23 protein-coding genes are annotated in these 25825 nt (G+C 58.1%); 17 read left to right on the top strand and 6 right to left on the bottom strand.

All coding sequences use genetic code 11. The annotated features are described in order from the left end of the window. Window positions 1–67 precede the first annotated feature (67 nt). From HGO38_RS28090 to HGO38_RS28075, 4 genes are all read left to right on the top strand, one after another. Window positions 68–802, top strand: coding sequence for a GntR family transcriptional regulator (locus HGO38_RS28090; RefSeq protein WP_250959117.1), 735 nt, complete (start codon window positions 68–70; stop codon window positions 800–802). Window positions 803–865: 63 nt separating this feature from the next. Beyond that, window positions 866–1627 (top strand): YceI family protein, encoded by a 762-nt coding sequence (locus HGO38_RS28085; protein WP_250959116.1) that lies wholly within the window; start codon window positions 866–868, stop codon window positions 1625–1627. A gap of 239 nt (window positions 1628–1866) precedes the next feature. Further along, window positions 1867–2328: a cupin domain-containing protein gene (locus HGO38_RS28080; RefSeq protein WP_250959115.1), complete on the top strand. Its 462-nt coding sequence runs from the start codon at window positions 1867–1869 to the stop codon at window positions 2326–2328. A gap of 136 nt (window positions 2329–2464) precedes the next feature. Continuing rightward, on the top strand, window positions 2465–2977 hold the full coding sequence (locus HGO38_RS28075; protein WP_250959114.1) for an isoprenylcysteine carboxyl methyltransferase family protein: 513 nt from the start codon (window positions 2465–2467) through the stop codon (window positions 2975–2977). A 74-nt stretch (window positions 2978–3051) separates the two neighbouring features. On the opposite strand, the gene HGO38_RS28070 is transcribed toward HGO38_RS28075, so the two are convergent. Further along, complete coding sequence (locus HGO38_RS28070; RefSeq protein ID WP_250959113.1) at window positions 3052–3612, bottom strand: YgjV family protein; 561 nt, start codon at window positions 3610–3612, stop codon at window positions 3052–3054. 849 nt (window positions 3613–4461) lie between these two features. On the opposite strand from HGO38_RS28070, the gene HGO38_RS28065 reads away from it, so the two are divergent. The 7 genes from HGO38_RS28065 (at window position 4462) to HGO38_RS28035 (ending at window position 13072) form a co-directional block, all read left to right on the top strand. Next, window positions 4462–5294 (top strand): IS5 family transposase gene (locus tag HGO38_RS28065; protein ID WP_502941654.1). Its coding sequence is split into 2 segments (ribosomal slippage): window positions 4462–4723 and window positions 4723–5294, totalling 834 coding nucleotides; the frame shifts between segments, so codons are not numbered across the junction. Window positions 5295–5641: 347 nt separating this feature from the next. After that, the gene (locus HGO38_RS28060; protein WP_250959111.1) at window positions 5642–6793 is read left to right on the top strand and encodes an N-acetylmuramoyl-L-alanine amidase; all 1152 of its coding nucleotides are present in this window, start codon (window positions 5642–5644) and stop codon (window positions 6791–6793) included. 47 nt (window positions 6794–6840) lie between these two features. Then, window positions 6841–7089 (top strand): hypothetical protein, encoded by a 249-nt coding sequence (locus HGO38_RS28055; RefSeq protein WP_250959110.1) that lies wholly within the window; start codon window positions 6841–6843, stop codon window positions 7087–7089. Further along, window positions 7086–8984: a hypothetical protein gene (locus HGO38_RS28050; protein WP_250959109.1), complete on the top strand. Its 1899-nt coding sequence runs from the start codon at window positions 7086–7088 to the stop codon at window positions 8982–8984. The genes HGO38_RS28055 and HGO38_RS28050 overlap by 4 nt, the downstream gene beginning before the upstream one ends. Before the next feature lie 210 nt (window positions 8985–9194). Beyond that, complete coding sequence (locus tag HGO38_RS28045) at window positions 9195–10295, top strand: IS110 family RNA-guided transposase (RefSeq protein ID WP_250959108.1); 1101 nt, start codon at window positions 9195–9197, stop codon at window positions 10293–10295. Between the two features lie 212 nt (window positions 10296–10507). Continuing rightward, window positions 10508–10690 (top strand): hypothetical protein, encoded by a 183-nt coding sequence (locus HGO38_RS28040; protein ID WP_250959107.1) that lies wholly within the window; start codon window positions 10508–10510, stop codon window positions 10688–10690. Between the two features lie 276 nt (window positions 10691–10966). After that, window positions 10967–13072: a DUF3363 domain-containing protein gene (locus tag HGO38_RS28035; RefSeq protein WP_250959106.1), complete on the top strand. Its 2106-nt coding sequence runs from the start codon at window positions 10967–10969 to the stop codon at window positions 13070–13072. Between the two features lie 26 nt (window positions 13073–13098). Here the strand turns inward: HGO38_RS28035 and HGO38_RS28030 are convergent, their stop codons facing one another. Then, window positions 13099–13323: a helix-turn-helix transcriptional regulator gene (locus tag HGO38_RS28030; protein WP_250959134.1), complete on the bottom strand. Its 225-nt coding sequence runs from the start codon at window positions 13321–13323 to the stop codon at window positions 13099–13101. Window positions 13324–13462: 139 nt separating this feature from the next. Here HGO38_RS28030 and HGO38_RS28025 point away from each other — a divergent pair, with 139 nt between their 5' ends. The 6 genes from HGO38_RS28025 to HGO38_RS28000 all read left to right on the top strand — a co-directional run bounded on the left by HGO38_RS28025 (window position 13463) and on the right by HGO38_RS28000 (window position 19028). Then, entirely contained in the window at window positions 13463–14113 is a 651-nt protein-coding gene (locus HGO38_RS28025) for a hypothetical protein (RefSeq protein ID WP_250959105.1), read from the top strand. 125 nt (window positions 14114–14238) lie between these two features. Further along, window positions 14239–15009 carry an alpha/beta hydrolase family protein gene (locus tag HGO38_RS28020; RefSeq protein ID WP_250959104.1) on the top strand — a complete coding sequence of 257 codons (771 nt, stop codon included), beginning with the start codon at window positions 14239–14241 and terminating at the stop codon, window positions 15007–15009. 80 nt (window positions 15010–15089) lie between these two features. Further along, window positions 15090–16202 carry an alpha-hydroxy acid oxidase gene (locus HGO38_RS28015; protein ID WP_250959103.1) on the top strand — a complete coding sequence of 371 codons (1113 nt, stop codon included), beginning with the start codon at window positions 15090–15092 and terminating at the stop codon, window positions 16200–16202. 261 nt (window positions 16203–16463) lie between these two features. Then, window positions 16464–17075, top strand: coding sequence for an ArsR/SmtB family transcription factor (locus HGO38_RS28010; RefSeq protein WP_250959102.1), 612 nt, complete (start codon window positions 16464–16466; stop codon window positions 17073–17075). After that, on the top strand, window positions 17072–18328 hold the full coding sequence (locus HGO38_RS28005; protein WP_250959101.1) for an MFS transporter: 1257 nt from the start codon (window positions 17072–17074) through the stop codon (window positions 18326–18328). The genes HGO38_RS28010 and HGO38_RS28005 overlap by 4 nt, the downstream gene beginning before the upstream one ends. 73 nt (window positions 18329–18401) lie before the next feature. After that, the gene (locus HGO38_RS28000) at window positions 18402–19028 is read left to right on the top strand and encodes a hypothetical protein (protein ID WP_250959100.1); all 627 of its coding nucleotides are present in this window, start codon (window positions 18402–18404) and stop codon (window positions 19026–19028) included. Between the two features lie 695 nt (window positions 19029–19723). On the opposite strand, the gene HGO38_RS27995 is transcribed toward HGO38_RS28000, so the two are convergent. The 4 genes from HGO38_RS27995 to HGO38_RS27980 all read right to left on the bottom strand — a co-directional run bounded on the left by HGO38_RS27995 (window position 19724) and on the right by HGO38_RS27980 (window position 25823). Further along, a complete protein-coding gene (locus HGO38_RS27995) occupies window positions 19724–20371 on the bottom strand; it encodes a hypothetical protein (protein WP_250959099.1) in 648 nt (215 codons plus the stop codon). Between the two features lie 14 nt (window positions 20372–20385). Continuing rightward, window positions 20386–22944, bottom strand: coding sequence for a heavy metal translocating P-type ATPase (locus HGO38_RS27990; RefSeq protein ID WP_250959098.1), 2559 nt, complete (start codon window positions 22942–22944; stop codon window positions 20386–20388). Window positions 22945–23029: 85 nt separating this feature from the next. Further along, window positions 23030–24178, bottom strand: coding sequence for a M20 aminoacylase family protein (locus HGO38_RS27985; protein WP_250959097.1), 1149 nt, complete (start codon window positions 24176–24178; stop codon window positions 23030–23032). A 1-nt stretch (window position 24179) separates the two neighbouring features. Beyond that, window positions 24180–25823, bottom strand: a complete 1644-nt coding sequence (locus HGO38_RS27980; protein ID WP_250959096.1) for a dipeptide ABC transporter ATP-binding protein — start codon at window positions 25821–25823, stop codon at window positions 24180–24182. Window positions 25824–25825 lie beyond the last annotated feature (2 nt).

Genomic DNA, 25825 nt, shown 5'->3' with positions numbered 1-25825 from the left:
TGTCAAATTAAAATAGATTTCATGGCAGATGATAGACTTCGGACACATCGTCTGCTAAATAAGAACAATGACGATATCTGGCAGCAGTCTCACCTCAAAAACCTATGGGCAAATTCGCCTCGCGATCCTGAATTGCGAGCTGAAGCCGGGTAGCCGTATCAAGATAAACGAACTGTGCGAGAGACTGGGCGTGAGCCTCAGCGCCGTGCGCGAATCCCTGTCGCGCCTGACGTCGGATGGCCTGGTAATCTCGGAGCCCCAGAAAGGCTTCATGGTCGCACCGGTGTCGCTCGACGATCTAGCTGACCTCATTCGCACCCGCGTATCGATCGAGGATCTCTGTCAGCGTTCGGCGATCGAAAACGGCGACGCGGAATGGGAAGGGGCGATACTGGCCGCGCATCACCGGCTCGGACGCGCTCCCATTCTCGGGGAGGGTGACGATGCCCGGCCGTCGGAAGAATGGTACAAGATCCATGGGCTGTTTCACCAGGCAATCGTTTCCGCTTGTACAAGTCGGCGGCTGCTGGAAGTGAGATCGCTGTTGGCGCTGCAGGCCGACCGCTACATGCGCATGGCAATTCCCTTCAGTCTCTGCTTCGGCAATGATGAAGTCGCACTCGACCATGATCGCCTGGTTGAGGCCGTCCTGGCGCGGCGCGCCGACGAAGCCGGCGAGTTGATCAAACTGCATCTTTCGCGAACTTGGGAACCACTGACCACGGCACTCAAGCGCAGCGAGCTGTTTTCCGGTGCGTCACTTGCCGTACGCAGCTCAACTATCCTGGCCGCGGCGGAGTAGGATCATTCCTCCGGAAATATTGCATCGGTAGCCCGTATCGCTCCCCTCGTAGCCGAGGCGTAGGTGCGCGCTGTCACAAGCTGTGTGCCCCGCGAAGGCCACCGCGATCAAGTTCGTCGCGGTGTGATGCAAACCGCGCAGACTGCACGAACGTTCCGCCGTTATGACCGTTTGAAGATCAGCTGCGCCACACAGCGAGTAACTTCCATGAAGAAAACCATCTGCGCAGCCCTGTTGGCTGCTGCCGCGTTCACGGCGAATGCCCAGGATATCTCCGTCAAGGACATGGGGCAGCCTGATCCATCTCGTCTCTCCGCCGGTACCTATACGCTCGACACCCATCACAGCCACGTTGCATATGACGTCGACAATTTCGGGATATCGCATTATCTCGGTCTCGTTGGTGGTCTGTCAGGCAAGCTGGACATCGATCCGCGAAATCCCGCCGCTGCAATGGTGGACATCGAAATTCCGGTCGATGGCATTCTTTCGACATCGGCGGCGCTCGACGCGCACCTGAAGACCGAGGACTTCTTCGACAGTGAGAAGCATCCTGTCGCCACATTCAAATCGAAATCCGTCGCCGTTTCAGGCACAGACGCCGTCATCTCAGGTGCGTTGACCCTGCATGGTGTCACCCGGGACATCAAGCTCCAGACCCGGCTTGTCGGTATCGCCACCCATCCGATGTCGCAGATGCTGACGGTGGGCTTTGAGGCGACCGCCCGGATAAAGCGAAGCGAGTTCGGGATCAGCTATCTCGTTCCGTTCATTTCCGACGCGGTTGAACTGCGAATCTCCGCTGTTTTCGAAAAGGACGCGTAAAGCGCGCCGTTGATTACAGCCGTAACGCGTCAGCCTCGGAACGCAGCCCGTTCGTAGGAAACCGGCCCTAGACTGCCGTTCATCAAAGCAGGCGGCACAGGATGATCGTCATCAGCCGCTGCTGAGAACGGCCGCGCCACGCGCCACGCCGACTTAGTCCAACCGATCTCAATGCGCAGGAAACGCCATGTTGCTCCCTCCGGAGACTGGCGCTTGCGATCACCTATCAAAGGAAGCACATGAACGCGAAAGTCGATATCACAGCCCTGCCGTTCGTACGGCTGGAAAAGGACCAGACATGGTTCGAAGCTATTCCCGGCGAACGCCTGACAATCCGGGTCCACTCCTCCGAAACTGGCGGCAAATTCTCCATCATGGAAAGCATTGCCGGCCATGGTGCTGCGACACCGACCCATACCCATGTCGAGGACGAGGTGTTTCATATCCTCGAAGGCGAAGTTATCTTCTCGCTCCACGGCGAGATTTCCGTGCTCGCCAAGGGCGACGCGATCTACATTCCGGGCGGCGCGCCGCATGCCTGGCGCAACAATGCCGGCACGCCGGCGCGCATGCTGGCATTCTTTTCACCAGGCGGCGTCGAGCAGATGTTCACTGAGATTGCCGGTCTCGAGCTGCCCGGGATCATCGAGATTGCCTCGAAATACGGGACCGTACTCGTCGGCCCTCCGATCGAAGCCTGAAGCGCTCAAGACATCATGAAAGCGCGGCGCCGAACGCCGCGCTTTTTGTTGTCGTCATCCCAGAACCCGGCAAGGTGCCAGCGGCTGCAGCACTGTCGGATAGACTGCTGCCGCAAACCAGGAGTTCAACCAGTAAATGATCATCACCTTCATCGCAGTTGCGATCTGCTTCCGGCTGATTACACTTGCAATCTCGATCAGAAACGAGCGGGCATTGAAAAGTGCCGGCGGACAGGAGTTCGGCAAGACCAACAGTGCCGTCCTGACGCTTGCCCATATCGCCTTCTATGTGAGCGCAGTCTCCGAATATCTGTGGTTTCCTGCCGATGCATCCGATGTCGTGTCGCTGCTCGGCGTTCTCATCTACGCATCCGGCGCGCTTGTCCTTGTGGCGGTGATCCGTGCGCTTGGCAGGGTCTGGACCGTCAAGCTGATTATCGCGAGCGGGCATGTTCTGGTGAAAAGCGGGCTCTATCGTCTAATGCGACACCCCAATTATTTCCTCAATATCCTGCCCGAACTCGTTGGATTTGCCCTGACCCTGAATGCCTTCACAACCCTGCTCATCGGTCTTCCGCTCTACGCGATACCTCTTGCTATCAGGATACGCCAGGAAGACAGGGTGATGCCAAAGGAGTTCTCGCGGTGAGGCTCTGATACATCGAAGCCTCCCGACACGAATAGCCCCGGTCGACGGATCGGCCGGGGCGTGTTTCATTCTGCTTAAACTGCTGCCGGAGCCTGAACAGCTTGTCTTCGTCCAGTATCGCCATGCGCCGGCCTTTTCAGTCGCCACACGGTGTATGCCCCCGTCAGAAGGCTGATTGCATCGATGGCAGCGATCGGCGATCCCACCAGCAAGTCGTGAAGCAGCCAGGGGATCGTGCCGGCCATCACCCAGATCCGCAATTTTTCCTCGTCCGCCTGCATCCGTCCGATTGCCAGCAGAATAGTTCCGGAGACTGCGCAAAGCGACGGAAGGCCGGACCATGTCAACGCGGACATCAGGAGCATGACGGGTATCAGCAAATGTCCCAGTCTTTTAAGCCAAACTACTTTTTCGCCCGGCAGGAAAGCCAGAAGCTGCAGACCGCTCAGAAGATTGGCGATCGCAGCGGTCTCGGCCCCAAACAGGGCGTAATGAATCCCAAAACCTGCCGTGACGCCGATCTGCACCAGAAGCATGGCCCGGCGTGTCCGGAAGAAAGGCCAGGTTACGAGGCATACTGCGCCGAAGAGCGCGGCCAACGACGCGAGGAGATTGTCAACGGGTAGAGCGATCATCGGATCGTCCTCCCGCATCGGCAGTTTTGCTATACTGCCTTGCCCAGTTAATCGCACCGGCAAGCAAATCAGGAAAGTAATCTATTCCCCGCTGCCGGCCCAGGTGGCCTTCGGTCAAGTCTATGCCATGGATTCGGCGAAGCGAATCCGGCGTATGCATTTCCATGAGGTTTCTCCGCATATTGTTATTTGCCGTTCAATCAACCAGCCTAAAAATGCCGGCTTTGAACGGGAGGTCATCTTGCAGCGAACTTCAGTGCTCGCTCATTGACCTCCTGCGGAGGGGTAGGGGCTTGATGCTACGGTGCGATTTCCGCTGTGACCGCTCGGGTTACGGAAAATCTAGTATGGTTGCGTTAGTAACATTAGGAGTTCGGTAGGGGTCCGCTTTCCGAAGTGATGCTAACCGCGAAGCTTCACCAACACGCCGGCGGACGTGGTCGAGCCCAATTTGAAATTTTGGTATCCATAATCGGGAATATCTCCCAATTTTCTTTTAGGCTTCTGACGTTAAAGGAAAATCTGAGAGTCAGCCCATTTCAAAGAAGGTTTCGAAATTACAAGCCTCTGCGCGTTCAGGCCCCCGCAACCAGTTCAAACATAAATCGCTTATTACACCGATATAACGACCGCTTAACCGCCAAATCTCCCGCACCGCCTCTGTTTCTCAGGGGCGGTTTTTGCGTTTGAGTTGTCCAAGCTGGCAGAGAAGCCTCCTACGGCAAACCATGTTCAGACCCTTACATTGATCACTTTGTAGGTGCGTCTAAGAGGCTGCCTCAAAAAGAGGTGGGTGATTTCAACAGGTTATGATGCCTACGGATTTGCGAAGATTCGATGGAGTTCACGATGTCCTGGACAGAAATCACCCGTCGGCACTATGCCCGGCGGACGGCACGCTATGCAAGCGACATGACGGATCGGGAATGGGCACTGGTTGAGCCGTTTCTGCCGATACCCCGCCGCCTGGGTCGCCCTCGCACCACGGATTTGCGCGAGGTCGTCAACGCACTGCTTTACATCGCCACGACTGGTTGCCAGTGGCGCATGCTGCCGAAGGATTTCCCGCCCTTTTCGACCGTCCAGCGTTATTTCTATGAATGGCGGGCGTTGGTCTTTGGGCGCGCGTCAACCATCATCTGGTGATGGAGGCCCGCGAGCTGGAAGGTAGAGAGGCAAGTCCGACGGCCGGTGTGATCGATAGCCAGAGTGTGAAAACCACGGAAAGCGGCGGCATACGAGGCTATGATGCGGGCAAGAAAACCAAAGGGCGCAAGCGTCATATCATCGTTGATACTCTTGGTCTGATGGTCGGCCTCATGGTGCACAGCGCCGACATCCAGGATCGCGATGGTGCTCCCGACCTCCTGAAATCCATCCGCCACAGGTGGCCATGGTTGCTGCATCTCTTCGCCGATGGTGGTTACGCGGGCGACAAGCTGAAGCGGCGGCTGACGAAGATCGGGCGCTGGACAATTGAAATCATCAAGCGGTCAGACAAGGCGAAAGGCTTCGAGGTTCTGCCGCGGCGCTGGGTGGTCGAGCGGACCTTCGCCTGGCTCGGTAGATGTCGAAGATTGGCCAAGGACGTTGAACGCTCCATCGCATCAGCCGAGGCGTGGATCATAATTGCCCACATTCGCCTCATAACCAGACGCCTCGCAAGGTACGGATATCGTTGAGGGCTTTTCGAGTCCGACTCTAAGGCATACCCAAAAGACATAGCGAAAGCGCCTCTCCAAGCTTACTGTTAGATAATAGATGCCATCCGAGCTTGTCGTAATCGCCGGAGTGAGAAAATTAGATAATGCTATAAATCACTGTCGCTTCAAGATTGCCTGAATGAGCAACGCAAAGGCTTCACGATTTTCAATCGAGCTATAGATTCCGCTAGCCTTTCTCGACCTAAACGGGCATCATCTTAGTTATAAGCGTATCTGGCATTCCAATATATATATGAAGTTGAATTGTGCATGGCGTTGGCCCGAACGAGGCTGCGATGCAACATCTTTGTTTGGGGCGCGGTGACATGTCAGAATATTCTTTGCTGGATAAGCTTGTATCCATCTATCGGGATGAAGAAATTCGTCATCCCTTGCTTCGCGCTGTCACTCTAGCGCAATGGATACTTGAAAGCGGGAGGGGAACTTCTGAACTCGCTCGCGACCATTACAACTTCGCTGGCCTCAAATGGCGGAAAGAGATGGCGGGATTTGCAACCAAAGTGGCGTACGATGCCCACGATGGGGCTGATTTTTACTGCAAATTCGCCACCATGGAAAACTTCGTGGCGGGATACTGGGCGTTCCTCAATCGATCGCCTTATTCCGGCTGGGAGTCCCATGTCGCGACCCCAGAAGATTTCATCGGCTTCATTGGCCCCACCTATGCGCCCAGCAATCCAGAGTATGCCGAAAACGTCCTGAATCTGGTCCCCGAGGCGAGGCAGCGTCTGAATGCGCCGCGTGATGCAGCACCTCTCGACAATGGGAACATAGACACCGGCAAGCGAAGCCTTGGCGCGATCGTTATCGACCCGGGTCATGGCGGAACGCAGAATATGGCAGGCAGCGACGCCAACCATGCAATTTCCGTCAGCGGGGTCAAAGAGAAGAAGTTGACCTTGGACTTTTGTCTGCTGTTGCGGGACGAGATCTTGAGCCGTGCTCGGCCGGACGAGGCAGTCAAAGTCGTACTGACACGGGACAGCGATAAGAATCTACCGGGCCGGGAAAGGGCGCGCATGGCGTTAACACACAAAGCCAAGCTTTTCCTATGCCTGCACTTCAACGGCGCCGCCAACCCCTCAATTCGAGGATCCGAGACGTACTATCGCGCTCGTGAAAATGGCAATATTAACCTCAGAGAAGACATGGCATTCGCGACCGCGGTTCAATCTGCGCTGTACTTGTCACTCAAATCGCTTGACGGCGGCGCGCGAGACCGTGGCATCAAGCCCGACAATGAGGGCAATCCTGACTTGCCCGGATTTGGTGTCTTAAATGATCGCAATCTCGGCAATGACGAACGACCAGATCCATGCCGTGCCGCCTATATCGAAGCGGAATTCATCACCAATCCGTCAGTGGAAAAGCTGCTCATCTCGGGTGGCAACGCCATGGCGAACCGCAGGGCAGCGATGGGGGCGGTCGCTGAGGCTGTCCTCCAAGCTATGCGCTGAGCGCCGTCAACCGGGATCGAGAAGGAACATTCGAGTTGGAGCCCCAAATGCTTGTGGAATTGCTGAAGATCGGTGGCGTCGCGGCATTATCAGTCGGTGTGATGTACTTGCTTTATAGCCAGCTGATGAGGATGGGCATCTTCATTGTAATGACGCAATCACAGACCTTTGTCTTGATGATGACGATGACCTTTCTGATCTTTTTCGTGGTTATCTCGGCGCTGTCATCGGGAGGTTTGATCAGCTGGAATTCGGTCGTCGTCGACCATTCGGAAAATGTAAGGGTCAAACAATGAGCCATTTTGACCGGTTGACCAGTCTTCTACAAGCACTTCTGATCTTGCTCGCATTCGGCCCATCTTCTTCTCTTGCGCAGCTTGTCGCCACCAACAGCACCACCGTGAAAGACAGCAACTGCGTGATCATCGTCCAGACCCAAGCCGAGGGCGATGTGACGATCAACAAGATGACATGCCCCCAAGACGCCAATCACGCCTATGCGATAAGATACATATGGCTGAATTCCTTGCAGGCATCGTTTCTGCTTGCCAAGTATTCAGACGCAAATCTTGCCCCGATCCTTGGCGCACATCCCGTGGTCATGCTCAACCCCGTCTATAATGCTTTAGACAGCTTGTACAAAAAATACGGGACGCGCTATTCGGAACTCAGCCCTTATGTGTTCCCTGAGCGCTTTTCACTCAAAGGCGGGATAAAAACATCGATTCCCGATGGCGAGGAGGCGATCCCGTTCAAATCGAGCTTTACCGCCATTCCCGTTGCTGTACGGCGGAGTTTCCTCTTTTCCCAGTTCGAATCAGAGATCATCTGGCCCGATAGTAACTTCCTTGATTCCATTCGCAGCAACACATGGTCGAGCACCTATCGGTACGCTTACACCATCCCCGAAGAATCCACGGTTTCGTTCCTCCGTCACATCGAGCGCAACGCACGCCTCAAGAGAGCGGGGCTCACCGATGACGTAGCAGAATGTATGACGTATTACCGAATGATCGGGAAGGAAGAATTTGACGGTTACTGGGCGCAGATTGACGACCTGGAGAAGAGCCTGGCGGACGATAAGATCAAGCCTTGGGAAATCAGTGGTGACGAAAGCGATACTAATCCGGATACGGACCTGATCCAAGAGGCATCCAAAAATCCGACCTATGACTTCTATGCTGAAATCGGCCGAGATTACTGGCCGGCAGATTTTCTGGTGCTTTCGGGAACGGTGAGTTCAGGATCGGATGAACCCGGTTGCACGGTTGAGGGTGGCGGTCTGACTTCGTCGGTGGATCCGCGCACCCTTAGTGTATTGATCGCTGTTGTAACCCCGGTCAACGACAAGATCGTCATCCGCTCTGCACAGGTGGTGCAGGACGAGCGAAAACTCCTCAGGACGTCTTTGGATTTCAAAGCTGCCCCGGTCTCGACGGGACTGAGCGACCTGGAACTCACGTCCGAAAACGGAAAATCACTGGTCATTCCGCTCAGCATGGAGCTGCGCTACGAGAGCGATGATTTTCCGTTGAGCTCGATTTCAAGTGATGAAGAGGGTAGAGCCATCTTCAACATCTTCCAGAAATACCCCTCGTCGCCTGTTAACTTTCGCCGCTGCGAAGATAGCGGAACCGTCACAGCGTCAGGCGAGCCTAAGATAACCTGCAAATCGTTTATGCGACACAAGCTTGGGGATCTGCCGAAGCCACAGGCCACGAAAGTGACGAGCTCCTACTATTTTGGCCCGGCACTTCAGCTCAAATCCTTGGAAATTGACGGGGCGAATGTCGAAGTCCGTAACGTTCCGAAATTAAGCTTGGTTGCAGATGTTGTTGGCGGCGCTGGATCCTGCCCATTTGCCTATTTTCAGATGCCGTCAGGGGAGTTGCTTTACCACGGCCGGGTATTGGTCGGCGCAAATTCGATGTTAAAGAGTGCGTATGACGCTGTGCAGATACCTCCTGGTGCCGTAAAACTCATTCTTAAAGAGCTAGAGCCGGAAGTGACATTCCTCCAGAGCGTCGAGTTCGTGCAGAGCAAAGAGGCGGTTCATTTAGTGGCATTTTCGCGTCCGGCAAAAATTTTGCCGCGACATGAAGTTTCGTTCGACATCCCCGCCGGCAGCTCGGAAGTCCGCATTAATGGCTATTATGAGCCGCTAGGAAGGGTTAGGACACCAGCGCCGTAAAGCATGACTTTTAAGCGGTGTCCCGCTCGCACATTGATCAAGTTTCGTCTTTCTGATGTCGATGATTTGACCTTCGGCCGGACGACAACGGTCCACCAACTGGTGGTCATGAGGACTGCCGCCCGTAATCGGCAGGTCGCGTCTGCGGCGCCGACTGATGCGCCTGGCGCTGATAGTATTGCCGCCTCGAAACCACGCAGGAGGCGGATGATGGAATACTTTTGCGGACTGGACGTTGCGACGGTGGAGACGGCGGTCTGCGTCGTTGACGATCATGGCGAGGTGCATTTGGAGGTAAAGGTGGCAACCGATCCGCAGGCGTTGCTTGCGGCTCTGAAGCCGTTCCTTTCCCGTCTGCGGCGTGTCGGCCACGAGGCCGGCTCGCTGTCGCCGTGGCTGCATCCGGAGCTTGTCAAACTTGGCATTCCGGCTGTCTGTCTGGAAACGCGGCATGTGCGCGCGGCGATGGCGGCGCAGCGCAACAAGACGGACCAGAAGGATGCGCTGGGCATTGCGCATATGATGCGCACCGGCTGGTTCCGGCGTGCCCATGTGAAGACGCCGGAATGCTACCGGCTGCGATTGCTTCTGACGCACCGGCGCAACCTGAAGCGCAAGTTTCTCGATCTGGAGAACGCCATCCGCCATTCCCTGAAGGCATTCGGCATTCGCCTGAACGGCACGGGTCGGACCGGCTTCGAAGCGGCGGTGCGAGAGGCAGTGGCGCAGGATGAGCTGACGCGCGACCTGATGGATGCCATGCTGTCGGCGCGCGCGGCGTTGTGGAAGCAGTACAAGCGGCTGCACCAGCTTGTCGTGCAGTTTGTTGCCCGCCATGAGCTTTGCCGACGCTTCATGGCGATCCCTGGTGTCGGGCCGGTGGCGGCACTTTCGTTCATGACGGCGGTAGAGGACCCGGCGAGGTTCCGCCGTTCGCGCGATGTGGCAGCCTACTTCGGGCTGACATCGCGGCGATGGCAGTCTGGCACGTCGATCGATGTGCAGGGGCGAATATCGAAAGCCGGAGACCCCGACGTGCGGCGCGCGCTCTACGAGGCGGCGTCGGCGCTGATGACGCGCTTTCGCGGCAAGGATAAGGTGAAGCGATGGGGTGAGAGCCTGGCCAAGCGCGGCAGTCACCGCAAGGCAACGGTCGCGGTGGCGCGCAAGCGGGCGGTGATCATGCACGCCATGTGGAGCGACGGAACGTTTTATGTCGGCGACCCGTCGGCGAACGAGGCGGATGTGGCGGCGCGGGCAAAGGGCAAGGAGCTGAGGCTTCTGGGTGCCCAGGCGTTGCGCGGCCTGTGATGCGGGATGCGGATGGGAACGAGCAGTTTGCCGCCGCTTTGACGGTGGTGTGACGGACAATACGGCTCCGCGTGAGCGGATGGGAACGGTACAGACCAGGAAGACGGGACGCACGCTATCTTGCCTGTGGCCGCACCGATCGAAAGACGGCCGGACCACGTTTGGAATGCCTGTGACGATGCCCCGTCCATCCGATGGTAAAATGCACCGCGATGGCAAAAGCGCTGCCAAAGGTCAGCCCGAAAAAGCCGTCGATGCGTGCGCAAGAGTGCACGGCGTACCCGACCCCGATGATCACCGGCAGTGGCGTGTTGCAACGTCAAACATTATGGATTTTAATCAACAACAGGAAGGGTTGCGATTATGGAAAACACACCAAAAAGTCGACCGATTAAGAGGGCAAGATAAAGCGAGACGGGGCTCGCGCTCGCCTTGCTCGTAAGTGGTTGTCTGCACATTGTTTTCCAGCCGGAAAACGGGGAAGCGTCGCGGTCCGCGAGGTACGATGAATTTTAGATCCGGCTGATTTTCTCTGTAATCCGTGAGGATAGCGGCCACCTTCCGAGAGGTGTGCTACGCCGATCTACGCGGTTGCAAGTCTTTTTACGCCGGGCTGCGATGACGGCAAAATGCTCCTTGTCAGGCCAGGGATGGCCGCCGAACCTGCCGCTATGGCAGACCGTGACGACGACAGTTTCCGCATCAAACCGGGCCGACCGAGGAGCCGGGGCGCCCGCGCTAGCCTGCACTCGAAACCGTTCATCACACAGGTGAAGATTGCCGTGCGCAAGGCAGGTGGAAACCCGGACCGGATTGGTGGATCGTCTGGCAACGGGAGCGGGCGGTTCAATGCCCGAGGCCGCGGCGCGAAACTCGCGCCGTCGTTTCCGAAAGACGGTGGAGGCTGGACGCGCGATGGCAACGGCACCCGGTTCCGCTCGCGTCGTGTCGTGGTCAAGGCGCGGGTGGTCAAACTTGCCCCGCAACGGGGGCAGTCACGTGGCTCCAAATTCCGGGCGGCGACGGCCAAGGCGGTCGATGCACACCTGCGCTATCTGGAACGCGATGGCGTCACGAAAGATGGCGAGAAGGGCAGGGTCTATTCGGCTATTGAGGATGAGGCCGACGGCAAGGCTTTCGTCGAGCGGGGCCGCGACGATCGGCATCAGTTCCGGTTCATTGTTGCACCCGAAGATGCAGTCGATATGGGAGACCTGCGATCCTTCACCCGCGATCTCATGAAGCAGATGGAAAGCGATCTGGATACCGGGCTGGATTGGGTTGCCGTCGATCACCACAATACCGGTCATCCCCACACCCATGTCATTGTCCGGGGCGTGCTGGAGGATGGCCGCATCCTCAACATTGCCGGCGACTATATCGCCCATGGGGTTCGCCATCGGGCCGAGGCTCTGGTGACGTTGGAATTGGGCCAGCAGAGCGAGTTGGAGATCGCGGAAAAGCTACGTCATGAGGTGGAGGCTGAGCGCCTGACCCGCCTCGACAGGATGCTGATCGCGGAGAGCCAGGAACAGGGCATCATCGATTTGCGTCCCGATGCTTCCGACAGCTACCCGGTCCGGGCCAACCGAGCCCTTCTGATCGACAGGGCGAAGCGCCTGGAACGGTATGGCTTGGCCGATGAGATCGACACCGGACGTTGGACGATCCGCGACAATGCGGAACAGACGCTACGTGCGCTTGGCGAGCGTGGCGATATCATCAAGACCATGCACCGGGCGCTGGAGGATCACGGCCTTGCCGACGAGCGCGGTGCCCGCGATTACATCACGCACGGCACAAGCATTACAGAACCTGTGGTCGGGCGGATCCTGGCGAAGGGACTGGCGGGGGACGAGATGAGTGACCGGCTGCATCTGGTCATCGACGGCGTGGACGGACATACCCACTATGTCGAAACCTCTGACGTAGGCCGGCTGGACGATCTCCAACGCGGCCATATCGTCTCGCTCGATCCGATCCCGCAAAAGGCTGAGCCCAGGGCATCGGACATCAACATCCGTGATCTGGCCGCCAGCAACGACGGCATATATCGCCCAAGCGATCATCTGGAGCAGGCGAGGGCAAAGATCGAAAAGATTGGCGGGGATCCCGACGCCTTCATCCGCTCCCATGTTCGCCGTCTCGAAGCGCTCCGTCGTGCCGGTCATGTCGAGCGGATCGACGGCGACCACTGGAAGATCCCCGCTGATCTTCCTGAACGCGGCATGGCCTATGACGCCAGAGACAGGGCAAAGGAGTTCACTGTCCGCACGTTGTCCACCCTCGACCTCAACAGTCAAATCAGCAGCGACGGCGCGACATGGCTCGACCGCGAACTTGTCTCACGCGACCGCACATCGCTGACTCAAGCTGGCTTTGGCCTGAAGGTCAGCGACGCGCTGGACCGTCGTCGCCAAAGCCTTGTCGATCAGGGGCATGCCGTGCGTCTCGATAATGGCAGTATCCGGGCGCCCAAGGATCTGCTGGAGCGACTGGAGCGAACCGAGATCGACCGCGTTGGCCGGCAGATGGCGGCGGAGCGAGGCCTGTCCTACACGCCGAGCCAACCGAGGGAATATGTCAGCGGATCACTGAAGGGCAGCATCAATCTCGCCAGCGGGCGTTTCGCCATGCTCGATGATGGTATCTGCTTCCAGCTTGTGCCATGGCAACCGGCGCTCGACCAGCGGATCGGTCAGCATATCAGCGGTGTGCTCAGAGACGGTGGTGGGGTTGATTGGAGTTTTGCGAGAAAGCGGGGGTTGGGCTTGTGACGCGGATCGGCCACAGCGTGACTTGCCTATCGAGCCTTTTCGAATAGAACGCCCACGGCCCCGCCTTCTGCATGAATGAGGGTTATGCCCGCCTCTTGAAACGCAGCGGTGATGCTGGCGAGATTGTTCGCAATGGGCATGTGCGCGCCACGTTCGAAATCAGCAATGGTCTGCCGCGAGACGTTCGCCGCCTCTGCAAGCGTCGTTTGACTCCACCCCAACATTGCTCGTGCGGCGCGGCACTGCTCCATCGTCAATACACTGCTATCCAAGGCAAACTTTCTGATTGATGTCTATCATTTTGTATGTGATGCTTTGTCGTATGCGATCAGGCAGATGCTGTAACATCCACCTGATCTGACCATAACCAAGTTATAGGGAACTCGGATCATGGCTGATTCCGACAATAGCAGAACTTTGCCTGTCGTCACGCGACGCAGATTGCTTTCCACATCGGCGGCGTGGCTAGCGGCGCAGGTTGGGGATGGCAATGCGGCGTTTCATTCCGAAAACGACCGGCCCGACGGTGGCGATCAAACGCTGATGTTGTGGCAGGAGTGGAGGGTGGCCCATGAGCAGGTCGAGAAGTTGTGCCGAAAGCAGCAGCGGCTTGAAACCGCACTGATCACGGCTGTTGGGTTTCCCCATGTTGACATTCCCGTGCCCGATCAGGATTGCGTGGTTTCGGTTTTCACAATGGAGGAGATCGATCGCCGATTTGGTGATGCGCCGGAAAACGCCGAAGGAAAGGCACTGGCGAAGGCAACGCTTGCCGAGCGGCAAGCGGCTTGGAATGCACTGGACGAGCGGGTGGGATACAGCCGCGCCAAGCTGGCGGAGCAGGAAGCGTTTGCGATGCGGGCGGAACGGTTGAATGATCTGTTTTCGCAACCGGCTCACTCGGTTTCCGGTGCAGCCGCAAAGCTGCATGCTGTTCTTGCTATGGGAGAGGACAATCCCGGCGATGAATTTCCCTGGCCGCAGATTCGTGCTGTGATAGCTGACCTGATCAGTTCCGGCATTGACGGTTCAAATATCTGATCGGGTTTTCGATTTTTAAAGCACTGGCAACCGTGCTTGCGACGTCGCAAATATCAGCTGCAAGATCGGTAAAAACTCGGAATTTTTTGCGACAGCCCCTCCTACTGGCCCCGAGGATGAATGCCATGAATGTCGATTCTCAGCTCATTATGCTGAACTTAGATGAGCAGAAGTCACTTGAATTGTTTGTTGCTCGGCCGGCTTCGGATGCATCGTTACGAGGTGCTATTCTTTTTGTTCATGGCCATCAGGATAATCCTCGAACTGGTGGGCGCGACATAGCTGAAAATGGCATGTTGTCCCGGTTCGCGAACTGGCGTTCAGTCATCGCGGCCTCTGTCTCGCAACCCGGCTATGGTCGATCTAGCGGCCCTCCCGATTTCTGCGGGCCAGCGACACAAATTGCAATCCGTCTGGCGCTTGATTTTCTTGAAGAGGAATATGGGGTCGGGCGCTCTTCGACCGTGCTCTACGGTGTTAGCCGTGGAGCAATCGCCGGGGCTATGGTCGCCACTCAGGAGCCCACACTTGGCGGAGTTATCCTCGTGGCAGGCATGTATGATCTGGAAACGACCTACGAAACAACCCTTCCCGGCATTCGCTCAAATATCGAATCTGAGGCAGGCACTACGAAAGAAGCCTTCGCGATACGCTCGGCGTTGCTACAGGCAGATAGAATCCGTGCAGAAGCCTACATTCTGCATGGGCGGCAAGATGAGCGTGCGCCTGTAGAGCAAGCGATTAGATTTGCCGAAATCGTGAAGCGGAATGCAGTAGTTGCATTGTCGTTGTTTGATTGCGGTCACTTCGTGCCATTTCCTCTGAGGAGGCCGGTGGTGCTCCCCCTTTACGACAGGGTTTTCGGGGAAGGACCAGGGTCGTCGCTGAAGTCCTGAATTCCGGACGCTGCAAAATTCAGCTATAAAAATCGAGCAACTGTCGGGATAATTGCGAAATCCACCGCCGAGGAGGCGCGATGAGTGCAGGAGATGAAGTTGTAGGTGCTGCTTCCACGTCAAGCGAATTCGAGAGCTTGCACGAGATCGTTGGAAAAGCTCATCAGGTTCTGCCGAAAGAAAAATGGGATAGCCTCATAGGTGGCGCGGAAACGGAAACAACGCTCAAACGCAACCGTCTAGCTATTGATTCCATCGCCTTCAAACCGCGCGTGTTACGCGACGTCAGCACCGTCGACCTTTCCGTGGAGCATTTCGGGCGCAAGCTGCGACTGCCGGTATTTCTCGCACCTACCGGCCCATTGGACCTATTTGGCTCTGGCGGAGGCGCAACTGTTGCAACAGCCGCTCAAGCTTTCGACATAGGCCACATGCTCAGCTCAGGCTGCACGCCGCTTGAGACCGTCGCCAAGGCGGCCCCCTCAGCGTTACGAATGGCGCAACTCTACGTCAGAGGCGACGATGCCTTCGTGCATGAATACATTGGTCGTGCGCTTGCGTGTGGCTGTGCCGCAATCTACCTGACTGTCGATAGCGCGGTTCTCGCTCGCCGCGATCGTGACATTGCCAACCGCTATCGGATAGCTGGATTAGGAAAGCAGCCTGGTCAGGCCCATCAGGCCGGCCTTGATTGGCGAACCGTCAAATTGATCAAGGACACCTACGCCATTCCGCTCGTGCTCAAGGGGATTACTACGACCGAAGACGCTCGCATTGCGGTCGATCATGGCGTGGATTGGATTTATGTTTCGAACCATGGTGGCCGTCAGCTCGACCATGGCCGCGGAACAATGGATGCCTTGCCCGAAATCATTGATGCGGTAGCCGGCCGAGCAAAGGTGATGGTCGATGGAGGTTTCTGTCGGGGGTCGGACATCATAAAAGCCCTCGCAACAGGTGCGGACCTCGTAGGCCTTGGCCGCATGCAGTGCTACGCCCTCGCTGCGGGAGGCAAGGCGGCAATTATTCGCATGCTTGAGCTGCTGGAAGACGAAATGCTTCGTTCTATGGGTTTGCTCGGTGTCTCAGCCATTGGGGAGTTAAGCCGGTCGTATCTGCATCCGGCAGCCCCGGTCACCATACCAGGCGCCTTGAGCGCCTTTCCGCTGATAGATTTGTCGCAGAATCCCTAATTTTACAGCGCTGCAAAAGTCCGGCTAACATATCGACCAAAGTTCGGGATTTTTGCGACAAGGGCGCGGCGGCGTCGACCCCCCAAGTCGACCAGTAGAGATGAACTACCAAATCCCCGAAAGCTGCCGTGGCCATTGCAGTCAATATCCGCGTCAGCCACATTCTGCAGCACGGTACGCCAGGAGCAGCAAATGGGCTCAGCAAGTTGCAATTGCAAATAAATATTTGCAAAGAGTTGTTTGTGATTATAATGTGTGGCCATGGCAAAGCGTCGTGACGTCCCCCGCATCATCCCTGGAATTCCCGCCCTCAAGGCGCTGGCTCATGCTGACCGGCTACGCATCCTGGCCAGCCTGCGTATTTCGGGTCCGTCCACTGCCACCGAACTGGCACGCCGCTTCGGGCACAATTCCGGCGCAACCAGCTATCATCTCCGTCAACTCGCGACACATGGCTTCATCGAGCCCGCCCCCGAGCTCGGAAATGCCCGTGAGCGATGGTGGCGCGCCGTCCATGAGTCCACGGTTTACGAAACCGCCGAGCTCAAGGGCAGCGACCTCGAAGCCGGCCTCGCCTTCAGTCAGGCCGTGCTATCGGCCCATGCGCACATGATGCAGCGCGCCCAGGAGGCCTATCGCGACCTGCCCGTTCCTTGGCGCAAGGCCTCGACGAACAGCGATTTTATCATCCCATTGACCGCTGCCGCTGCCGAAGCACTCACCCAGCGCATCTTCGACCTGCTCATGGAGGCCCAGGCGGCAAGCCCGCCGTCCGGTACGGCCCTCACACCCGGTACGATGCCGATGGCATATGTGCTTTACGCCTTCCCCTATCCAGAAGCCGAGCCCGGGGTCGAAGGCGCTCAACCATGAGCAGCCACCCTGTCATTGCACTGGCACTTGCCGATGTCGTTTCGCTACTCGGTACGCGCCTGTCGATGATCGCCATCCCTTGGCTGGTGCTCACCACAACCAGCGATCCGCTGCTTACAGGTCTTATCGGCTTTGCCGAAATGTTGCCGTACGTCCTCGCGAAGGCATTGTGCGGCCCATTGATCGACCGGCTCGGCACCCGTCGCATCGCCATCGCCAGCGATCTCGCCTCGATGTTCGCCATCGCTTTGGTGCCGCTGCTACATTTTAGCGGCGGGCTCCACTTCGCAACCTTGCTGCCGGTGGTCGTTCTGTTCGGCACCCTGCGCGGCCCAGCCGATGCGGCCAAGCAATCGATGGTGCCGGCAGTCGCCGCATTTTCTGATGTCCCGCTGGAGCGTGTGACAGGCATCATGGGCACCATAGACCGTCTGGCCGGCGCCCTCGGCGGCGCCGCGGCCGGGGCGCTGGTTGCAATTTTTGGCGCTGCGCCGGCCCTTGTCCTCACTGTGTTCGCTTGCGCCATTGCCGCCATCATGGTCGCGATCGGTCTTGACCTTCCGGGCACCACCCCTGCAACCTCCGAGGCCAAACCTGCCTACTTCGCCGAACTGCGCGAAGGCTGGCTCTATTTCGGCACGGATCCAGTGCTGGTCGGCATCGTCATCATGGTTGCCATCACCAATCTGTTCGACCAAGCCTATATCGCCGTACTGCTGCCGGTCTGGGTCACTCTCGTCGGGGACGCTACCCTGCTTGGCGCTTTGCTCGCCACCTTCTCGGCAGCCGCTATCCTCGGCTCCGGCTTCGCTACATGGCTCGCCCCGCGTCTGCCACGTCTGCTCGTCTATGCGACAGCCTTTATCATCTGCGGCGCCCCACGCTATCTCGTCTTCGTCGCCGAAGTGCCGTTCGTCGCTATTTTCGCAGTGCTCGCCACTGCGGGCTTCGCCTCGGGCTTCATCAACCCCATCATTTCCGCCGTCACCTTCGAGCGCATCCCGCCGGCGCTGGTCGGTCGGGTTAATTCACTGATTGGCGCACTTGCCTGGATGCTCATCCCCTTCGGCAGCCTCGTCGGAGGCGCTCTGATCGTCTGCTTCGGCCTGCCTGCTGCTTTCACAATCAGTGCCGCCGTCTATTTGGCGGCGACCATGTTGCCGTTGGCCGTGCCAAGCTTTCGCGCCATTGCCCATAGACAACGGCGCCTTTCTCGAAAACGCGATTGCCAGGGCTACAAGTTTGACCAGTAGTTCTCAGACGGTCTGCTCGCATCTTATAGCTGACTTCTGCAGCACACGAAATTCAGGATCCCGCGATAACACGGTGTCCTCATTTGATCGCGGTTATCTCGCCAATCGCCAAGGCCATGGCAGTTTCCTGAGTGGCTTCAGGCGTAGCGTGAACGTCAGGCTGCACGCCAACGCCGCCCCAATTGCTGCGGGTTATCGGATTCTCAGCTCTGCCAGTTGGCACGACAACGAAGAGATCCGAACCGAGGTCATTCAGACCGCCGGGGTTCGCTCCTCCGCGTTGATCGCTGCTGTCGGGTTTCCCCATGTTGACATTGCCATGCCCGATCAGAAAAGCGTGGTCGCGGCTTTCACAATGGAGGAGATCGACCGCCGGTTTGGCGATGCGCCGGAAAACTTAGAAGCAAAGGTACAGGCGAAGGCGGTTTTTTCAGAGCGGCGAGCCGCTTGGGACGCACTGGACGAGCGGATGGGATACAGCCGCGCCAAGCAAGCGGAGGAAGACGCGTTTGTGATGTGGGGCGAACGATTGAATGACCTGTTTTCTAAACCGGCTCACTCGGTTGCCGGTGCGGCCGCAAAGCTGCATGCTGTTCTTGCTATGGGAGAAGGCAGTCCAAACGATGAATTTCTATGGCCGCAAATTCGGGCTGTTATGACGGACCTCCTTAGTCTCGGTAGCGGACCTTCGGCTATTTGATCGGACTCACGCTGTCGGGCACGCTGCAAATGACCGCTTAGCCCCTCCATGCCGGTCATAGATGGCCACGTCGCGCCTTCCTGAAAGCTGCCGGCGGCTTCGCGCGACATGAATGTCATTGACCCCGCATTGGGAGGCCGCCAGTTGGCTCATGAAAACTGTGCACTCAATCCAACGTCGGCCAAAATTGATCATCTTTAACTCTTGATGAGCGATGGATCATCATTAGCTCCGGGGTTCACCCCAGCCCAATGCAGCGAAGCGAATCGAGCCAATCGCGCGAGAGCCCCCGCATGACTTCGAGTCGTGGTCCAATCGTGGCCAATATTGTCACTTGTTCCGTGAATTGCCCGACCACGGCCCTCGCTGTAGATGGTGTCGATGACGGACTTCAGAATCGGCCCGCCTTTATAAATGGTGTGCGTGGCCTTCACACCCAGGCGCGCTTCGAGCACTGCGACAATTGCCTTGGCTTTTTGTCCGCATGCTAAGGCGTCCAGAGATTCCCTCCGATCGTAGAAACCAGCTCGCCTCGTCCTGCGAACGATAGATAATGCCGCGGTGGAGATACCGTCTGTGGAGTGCTGCTACAGTTGAAGGAGAGTCTGCATTATTCTTTTCCTTACAGGAGGCGTAGGCAGAAAACATGACTATGCAAAACATGGTTTCTGCGGGTATTGCCATATTTTGAAAGTTCAGGTTCGCGCCAGGTCGAATTCGCGGCGATGCGCATGGTCGCCATGCGACCATGCGATGCGAACGCGAGCCGGCACGATGCATGAAATGTCCGTCACCAGAACCGTCGGGTTTTCTCCGTCTCTGGTTGGGAAGACCTGAACGTCGCCTTTGTCATCGATGATTTCGACGGTGATCAGCGATGCCTCGGGTGTGGCTGTTTCGACGCCATCCTCGTAGAAGACGATCGACCAGTGGTCAGTGCTTTGACGCAAAAGCTCAACCGAAGCGCCATGGCCCATGTCGACCGCTTCTCCCCCAAGCGGACCTCTGTCGGCGGCAACCTCCGAGGTTCCGGATAGCCGAAACTGCCGTAGCAGAAGACCGTTTTCCGTTTCCAGCGCGATGCGGGCATGGGTGGCGAACTCCACCCAGCCGCTGGCATTGGTGGTATCCGGTCTTTCGCCGGGGGCAAGCTTCAGCGTTCTGACGACATGGTCGCTGCTCGACGCCTCGACCGAGAAAGCACCGGGCGTGGGCAGAGTGGTTCCGTTACGGTCGCTGAATGCTATCACCCAGCCATCGTCGTCTCTGCGTTCGATATGCACGAACTGGTTGTCTGTGAGCTTGAAGCGTTCAGGCTTTACGGATGTCCTTGTACCGGTCATCGGATTTCCCTCCATCAGGATTTAGCGTCATCTTTGAAGCGCAGGAGGCGCATGGCATTCAGCGTCACCAGCACCGTCGCGCCAGTATCTGCGAAGACGGCGATCCAGAGGCCAGAAATACCAGTGACCGTGGTCACCAAGAAGATCACCTTCAGGCCGAGCGCGATGAGGACATTCTGGCGGATATTGCGCATGGTCGCGCGCGACAGCCGAACCATGCCGGCGATGTCGGTGATCTTGTTGCGCATCAGGGCGGCGTCGGCGGCTTCCATGGCCACGTCCGTGCCCGATCCGATCGCGATGCCCACATTGGCCATTGCCAGTGCCGGCGCATCGTTAATGCCATCTCCGACCATCACGACTGTGCGTGACGCTGTCATCTTCGCGACCTGCTGCACCTTATCCTCTGGCAGGAGTTCGGCATGAACTGTGACACCAAGTTTCTTACCGATGGCATTGCCGGTAGCCTTGTTGTCGCCAGTCAGCATCACGCATTCGATGCCGAGCTCGGTCAACGCCCTGACACCCTCCAGCGCATCGCTTCGCGGCTCGTCGCGCATGGCGATCAGGCCGAGAGCCTCTCCATCGACAATCACCACCGCAATCGTATTGCCTTCGCCTTCCAGCCTCTGAATGGCCTCGGATTGGGCCGCTGAGAGCTTGCCATAGCTGTCGATGAAGCGTGGCGCACCGATGAAGACGGAACGGCCGTCGACAATGCCCTCCATTCCGCGTCCGGCAACGTTGCGGACATTGGCAGCCACGCGCTGGCCGACGCCTTTTTCAGATGCGTGACGGCAAATCGCTTCCGCGAGCGGATGGCTGGATTCCCGTTCCATCGCATTTGCTACGGTGAGAAGCGCCTGGCCGTCTCCACTGGCGGCGATAACCTCGGTTACCTGCGGCTTGCCCTGGGTGAGGGTACCTGTCTTGTCGAAGGCCACGACTTGCGCCTTCGCCAGAGCTTCGATGACAGCGCCGCCCTTGATGAGCATGCCGCGCTTGGTGCCGGTGGCAAGGCTTGCAGCGATTGCAGCCGGAACCGAGATGACGAGCGCACAGGGGCAACCAATCAGAAGGAGTGCAAGAGCTCGGTAGATCCAGGTTTCCCAATCGCCGAGGCCGACAAGCGGCGGCACGACGGCGACGAGGGTCGCGATGAGGACGATGGCCGGCATGTAGATGCGGGAGAAAGAGTCGATGAAGCGTTCGGTGGGCGCCTTGGAATCCTGAGCCTCTTCAACCAGTGCAATGATCCGTGCGATCGTATTGTCGTTTGCAGACCGGTCCACACGGACGCGCAGGGGAGCATCGTGATTGATGGAGCCGGCGAAGACGCGGCTGTCGGGTTCTTTCGGAACGGGGATGCTTTCGCCTGTCATAGGGGATTCATCGACGCTCGACGAACCCGAAATGACCACGCCATCGGCCGGGATGCGTTCGCCTGGACGGCACAATATGGTCTGTCCGATCTGTAGGCTTTCGGCAGCGATATCGCGGAGATGACCATTTTCTTCGACGGTGGCCACGCGCGGAATGAGGGAGCCGAGCGCCTTGATGCCAGAACGGGCACGTGCGGCGGCAAGACCTTCGAGCACTTCCCCGATTGAGAAGAACAGCACGACGATTGCGGCTTCTTCGCCCTCGTCTATGAAGAGCGCGCCGAGGGCGGCTAGCGTAAGCAGCATCTGGATCGTGAACGGTACGCCGAACCGCAACGCCACGAACGCCCGCCGGGCGATAGGGAATAGCGTGACAAGCGTCGTGGCCATGAAGGCATATCGGCCATAATCGGGATAGAAATGCCCGACGGCAAAAGACAACGCGATCAATAATAGACCCATGGCCGCATGACGAACCTTGGATTGGCCCCAAAGCCCACTCGAGTTCGACTTCGCCGGCTCCAGCGATGCGACGGATTCTACAGGTCGTATCTGCGTGACGGTCGCGGTCGCGGCTTCCAGCTGCAGCCTCGGCCGGAAACCGAGCTTACGGATCGCGCCTTCGAGCGTATCCCGCGGCGTTGTGGACTCATCGAGGGTCAGCGTCATGCGCTCGCGCGCGACGGAAATATTGATGCCGGAAACGCCGGGCATCTTGCCGATCGCCGAGGTGATGGTGGCCGCGCAGCTGGCGCAATCCATGCCCTCGACCCGATAGGCGAGTTCTCCCGCTTTCTGGGCTATCGCCGGTGTGTCGCGAAGTTCGTGACCAGCATGGGAATGCCCCGCATGGTCATGGCTATGATCATGTCCGTGGCTATGCCCGTGATCGTGGCCGCATCCGCAGCCTCCCGCCGTTTCTTCGGCGGCGGCAGACGCGGGGGCACTCAATATCTTGGGCCTGAAGCCCAGTTTCTTGACGACGGCCTCAAGACGATCCACGGGTGTCTGCCGTTCGTCGAGCATCAGTGACATGGTTTCACGTCCAATGGAAACTTTCAGGTCGAACACACCCGGCAACTGCCCGACAGCTTTTGTTATAGTCGCGGCGCAGCTGGCGCAATCCATGCCTTCGACGCGGAAAGTATGCGGTTGACCAGAACTCAAACCCCGGGAATCAATCTGATTCATGACGATCTCCTTTTCACTGGAGAGCAGCGTAATTCGTATAGCGACTGGAGGAGCAAGAGGGATTCCAACACCGTTATAAAAAATATCAGCCACGGTTCTGGTGGGCGAGCGTCACCCACCAGTCCGCACCGAGCGGCAGGATGGAATCGTTGAAACGATAGGCCGGGCTATGAAGCCTGCTATTTGTATCATCGCCCGCACCTAGAAATGCATATGCGCCGGGGCACTCGTTGAGCATGAAGGCAAAATCTTCGGACGCCATGGAGGGGCTTGGCGCAAGATCGATCATCGAGCCCCCGAAAGAAGCCGCTGCTGCCGATTTGGCTACAGTTACCTCGGCGTTCGTATTGACGAGCACCGGATAGCCATGGCGATAGTCCAGCTGCACGGTTACGCCGAGCGAACCGGCCACCCCGACGCAAATCTCCGCCATCCTCGCCTCGATCTTACGGCCAACCGCGACCGCGAGGCTGCGCGTGCATCCCCGCATGACCGTCGTTTCCGGCAGGACGTTATAGGCCTCCCCACCGTGAATCTGGGTAACCGAAACCACGCCGCTCTCCAATGGATCGAGATTGCGGGACGCAATGCTCTGCAGCATCTGGTGGATCTGGCTTGCCGCGAGAAGACTGTCATTGCCCGAGTGCGGCATGGCGGCGTGGCAGCCCTTGCCGGAAATGGTGACGTCGAAATAGTCGACGGACGCCATCTGCGCGCCGTTGCAGACGGAAAACAGCCCTTGTGGCAGATCCGGCCAGTTGTGCAGACCGAAGATCTTTTCGACCGGCGCTATCTTGAAGAGACCGTCCTCGATCATGCGCCTGGCGCCCGCGCCGATTTCTTCCGCAGGCTGGAAGATGAAATACACGTCACCAGGAGGGCGGGGCATGCGTGAAATCTCGAGCGCCGCGCCGAGGAGCATGGCCATGTGGCCGTCATGGCCGCACGCGTGCATCACGCCCGTGTTGGTTGAGGCATAATCCAGGCCGGTATGTTCCTGAATTGGGAGCGCATCCATATCGGCTCTCAGACCGATCGCCGGCGAAAGACCTTGGCCGGCCAGCCGAGCGACAATGCCTGTGCCTGCAATGCCGCTGAAAAATTCCAGTCCAAATTCCGACAATCTGGCTTGCAGAAATTCGGCGGTTGTGAACTCCTGGTAGCCGAGTTCCGGAAATCGATGCAGTTCCTTGCGCCAGGATTGCATGACGGTGGAGAGATCGGCGTTCACCATCTTAATGCCTTGCCGTGACGTTGCCGAGAGGATCGCAGGTACAATCATTGAAGATCGTGCCCAGACCGGGGATCGTCGTCAGCAATGTGCGGGTATAGTCCTCGCGCGGCGAGGAGAACATGGTGCGCGCGTAATCCTCCTCGACGATCTTGCCCTGCTTCAACACGATGATGCGATCGCTGACCTTGCCAGCTACGCGCAGGTCATGTGTGATGAACAGCATGGTCAAGCCGAGCTGATCGCGCAGGCTGGCGAGCAGATCAAGTACCTGCGCCTGAACGGTGACATCCAGCGCAGACACGGCCTCGTCGGCGATAAGGAGATCCGGCTTCAGGGCCAGCGCGCGGGCAATCCCGATTCTTTGCCGCTGCCCGCCCGAAAACTCGTGCGGGTAACGGTCGAGCGCCGTTCTGCCCAGACCCACCAGACCGAGCAGATCGGCCGCTTCTGCGTGGGCCTGCTTTTTGGACGTGCCATGGGCGATCGGCCCGGCCGCGACGGCATCAATGACGCGCTGTCTCGGATCAAGTGATCCGTAAGGGTCTTGGAAAATGATCTGGATGCGGCGGCGGGCAACCTTCAATGCATCGCCCTTCAGCGACATTATGTTGACGCCGTCCAGCCTGATTTCGCCGCCGTCGATCGATTGCAGCCGTGTCAGGCAGCGGGCAATGGTCGACTTTCCCGATCCGGACTCTCCGACGAGTGACACGACCTCGCCCTTGCAGATCTTGAACGAGATATCGTCCAGGGCGTGAATTCGCCGCTGACGCAGGAAGCCGTCGGAGATCGTATATCGCTTGCTGAGGCCAATGATATCGACGACCGGAGCCTGCCGCTCGGCAGCAATCGGCCGACAGGCGTCGAGCCTTGGTACGGCGTCGAGCAGCTTGCGCGTATAGGCCTGTTGCGGCCGTGTCAGGATCTCGTCCCGCTTGCCGTATTCGACGAGTTCTCCATGCTGCATGACCGCGACGTCGTCGGCAATGTCGGCGACGATGCCGAAATCATGGGTAACGAAAACCAGCGCCATTCCAGTCTCTGACTGTAGGTCGCCGAGCAGATCGAGGACCTGGCGCTGCGTCGTGACATCGAGTGCCGTTGTAGGCTCATCTGCGATCAGAACTTTCGGCTTCATAGCCACGGCCATGGCGATCATCACGCGCTGGCGCTGGCCGCCGGAAATCCGGAAGCTGTAGGAATTGGCGATGCGTTTCGGATCGTGAATTCCGACCCGTTCGAGGAGATGATGCACCCGGTCGCGCGCTTCCGCCTTGCTGCAGGACATGCCGTGCGAGCGGAAAACCTCGGCAATCTGCTTTCCGACAGGCATGAGCGGGTTGAGCGCCGTCATCGGCTCCTGGAATACCATGCCTACATCGCAGCCCCGCACCGTCTGCCATTCGCGTTCCGTCAGTGCGGTCAGGTTCCTGTCGTTCAGGATGACCGAGCCGCTTGTCGCACTGCGCAGGACATGCGGCTGAAGGCCGGCAATTGTCTGGCCGATGACCGATTTTCCCGAGCCGGACTCGCCGACGACGCAAAGCGTGGTGCCGAGGGGAATGGTCAGGGATACGTTGCGGACCGCGAAGGGGCGGTCTGCGCCCGCTGGCAGGCCAACGCTGAGTTTTTCGATCTTGAGCATCA

The organism is Rhizobium sp. CG5, assembly GCF_023701945.1.
Classification (GTDB): domain Bacteria; phylum Pseudomonadota; class Alphaproteobacteria; order Rhizobiales; family Rhizobiaceae; genus Allorhizobium.
The sequence above is the reverse complement of the archived record's forward strand: the minus strand, read 5'-3'. Positions and strand labels throughout refer to the sequence as shown.

Coding starts and splice junctions, on each gene's coding strand:
- HGO38_RS28015 (WP_250959103.1), top strand. CDS start 15,090: ATGAGTGCAGGAGATGAAGTTGTAGGTGCTGCTTCCACGTCAAGCGAA.
- HGO38_RS27985 (WP_250959097.1), bottom strand. CDS start 24,178: ATGGTGAACGCCGATCTCTCCACCGTCATGCAATCCTGGCGCAAGGAA.
- HGO38_RS28050 (WP_250959109.1), top strand. CDS start 7,086: ATGAGCCATTTTGACCGGTTGACCAGTCTTCTACAAGCACTTCTGATC.
- HGO38_RS28070 (WP_250959113.1), bottom strand. CDS start 3,612: ATGATCGCTCTACCCGTTGACAATCTCCTCGCGTCGTTGGCCGCGCTC.
- HGO38_RS27980 (WP_250959096.1), bottom strand. CDS start 25,823: ATGCTCAAGATCGAAAAACTCAGCGTTGGCCTGCCAGCGGGCGCAGAC.
- HGO38_RS28075 (WP_250959114.1), top strand. CDS start 2,465: ATGATCATCACCTTCATCGCAGTTGCGATCTGCTTCCGGCTGATTACA.
- HGO38_RS27990 (WP_250959098.1), bottom strand. CDS start 22,944: ATGAATCAGATTGATTCCCGGGGTTTGAGTTCTGGTCAACCGCATACT.
- HGO38_RS28005 (WP_250959101.1), top strand. CDS start 17,072: ATGAGCAGCCACCCTGTCATTGCACTGGCACTTGCCGATGTCGTTTCG.
- HGO38_RS28080 (WP_250959115.1), top strand. CDS start 1,867: ATGAACGCGAAAGTCGATATCACAGCCCTGCCGTTCGTACGGCTGGAA.
- HGO38_RS28090 (WP_250959117.1), top strand. CDS start 68: ATGACGATATCTGGCAGCAGTCTCACCTCAAAAACCTATGGGCAAATT.
- HGO38_RS28010 (WP_250959102.1), top strand. CDS start 16,464: ATGGCAAAGCGTCGTGACGTCCCCCGCATCATCCCTGGAATTCCCGCC.
- HGO38_RS28030 (WP_250959134.1), bottom strand. CDS start 13,323: ATGGAGCAGTGCCGCGCCGCACGAGCAATGTTGGGGTGGAGTCAAACG.
- HGO38_RS28045 (WP_250959108.1), top strand. CDS start 9,195: ATGGAATACTTTTGCGGACTGGACGTTGCGACGGTGGAGACGGCGGTC.
- HGO38_RS28040 (WP_250959107.1), top strand. CDS start 10,508: ATGGCAAAAGCGCTGCCAAAGGTCAGCCCGAAAAAGCCGTCGATGCGT.
- HGO38_RS28060 (WP_250959111.1), top strand. CDS start 5,642: ATGTCAGAATATTCTTTGCTGGATAAGCTTGTATCCATCTATCGGGAT.
- HGO38_RS28025 (WP_250959105.1), top strand. CDS start 13,463: ATGGCTGATTCCGACAATAGCAGAACTTTGCCTGTCGTCACGCGACGC.
- HGO38_RS28055 (WP_250959110.1), top strand. CDS start 6,841: ATGCTTGTGGAATTGCTGAAGATCGGTGGCGTCGCGGCATTATCAGTC.
- HGO38_RS28020 (WP_250959104.1), top strand. CDS start 14,239: ATGAATGTCGATTCTCAGCTCATTATGCTGAACTTAGATGAGCAGAAG.
- HGO38_RS28035 (WP_250959106.1), top strand. CDS start 10,967: ATGGCAGACCGTGACGACGACAGTTTCCGCATCAAACCGGGCCGACCG.
- HGO38_RS27995 (WP_250959099.1), bottom strand. CDS start 20,371: ATGACCGGTACAAGGACATCCGTAAAGCCTGAACGCTTCAAGCTCACA.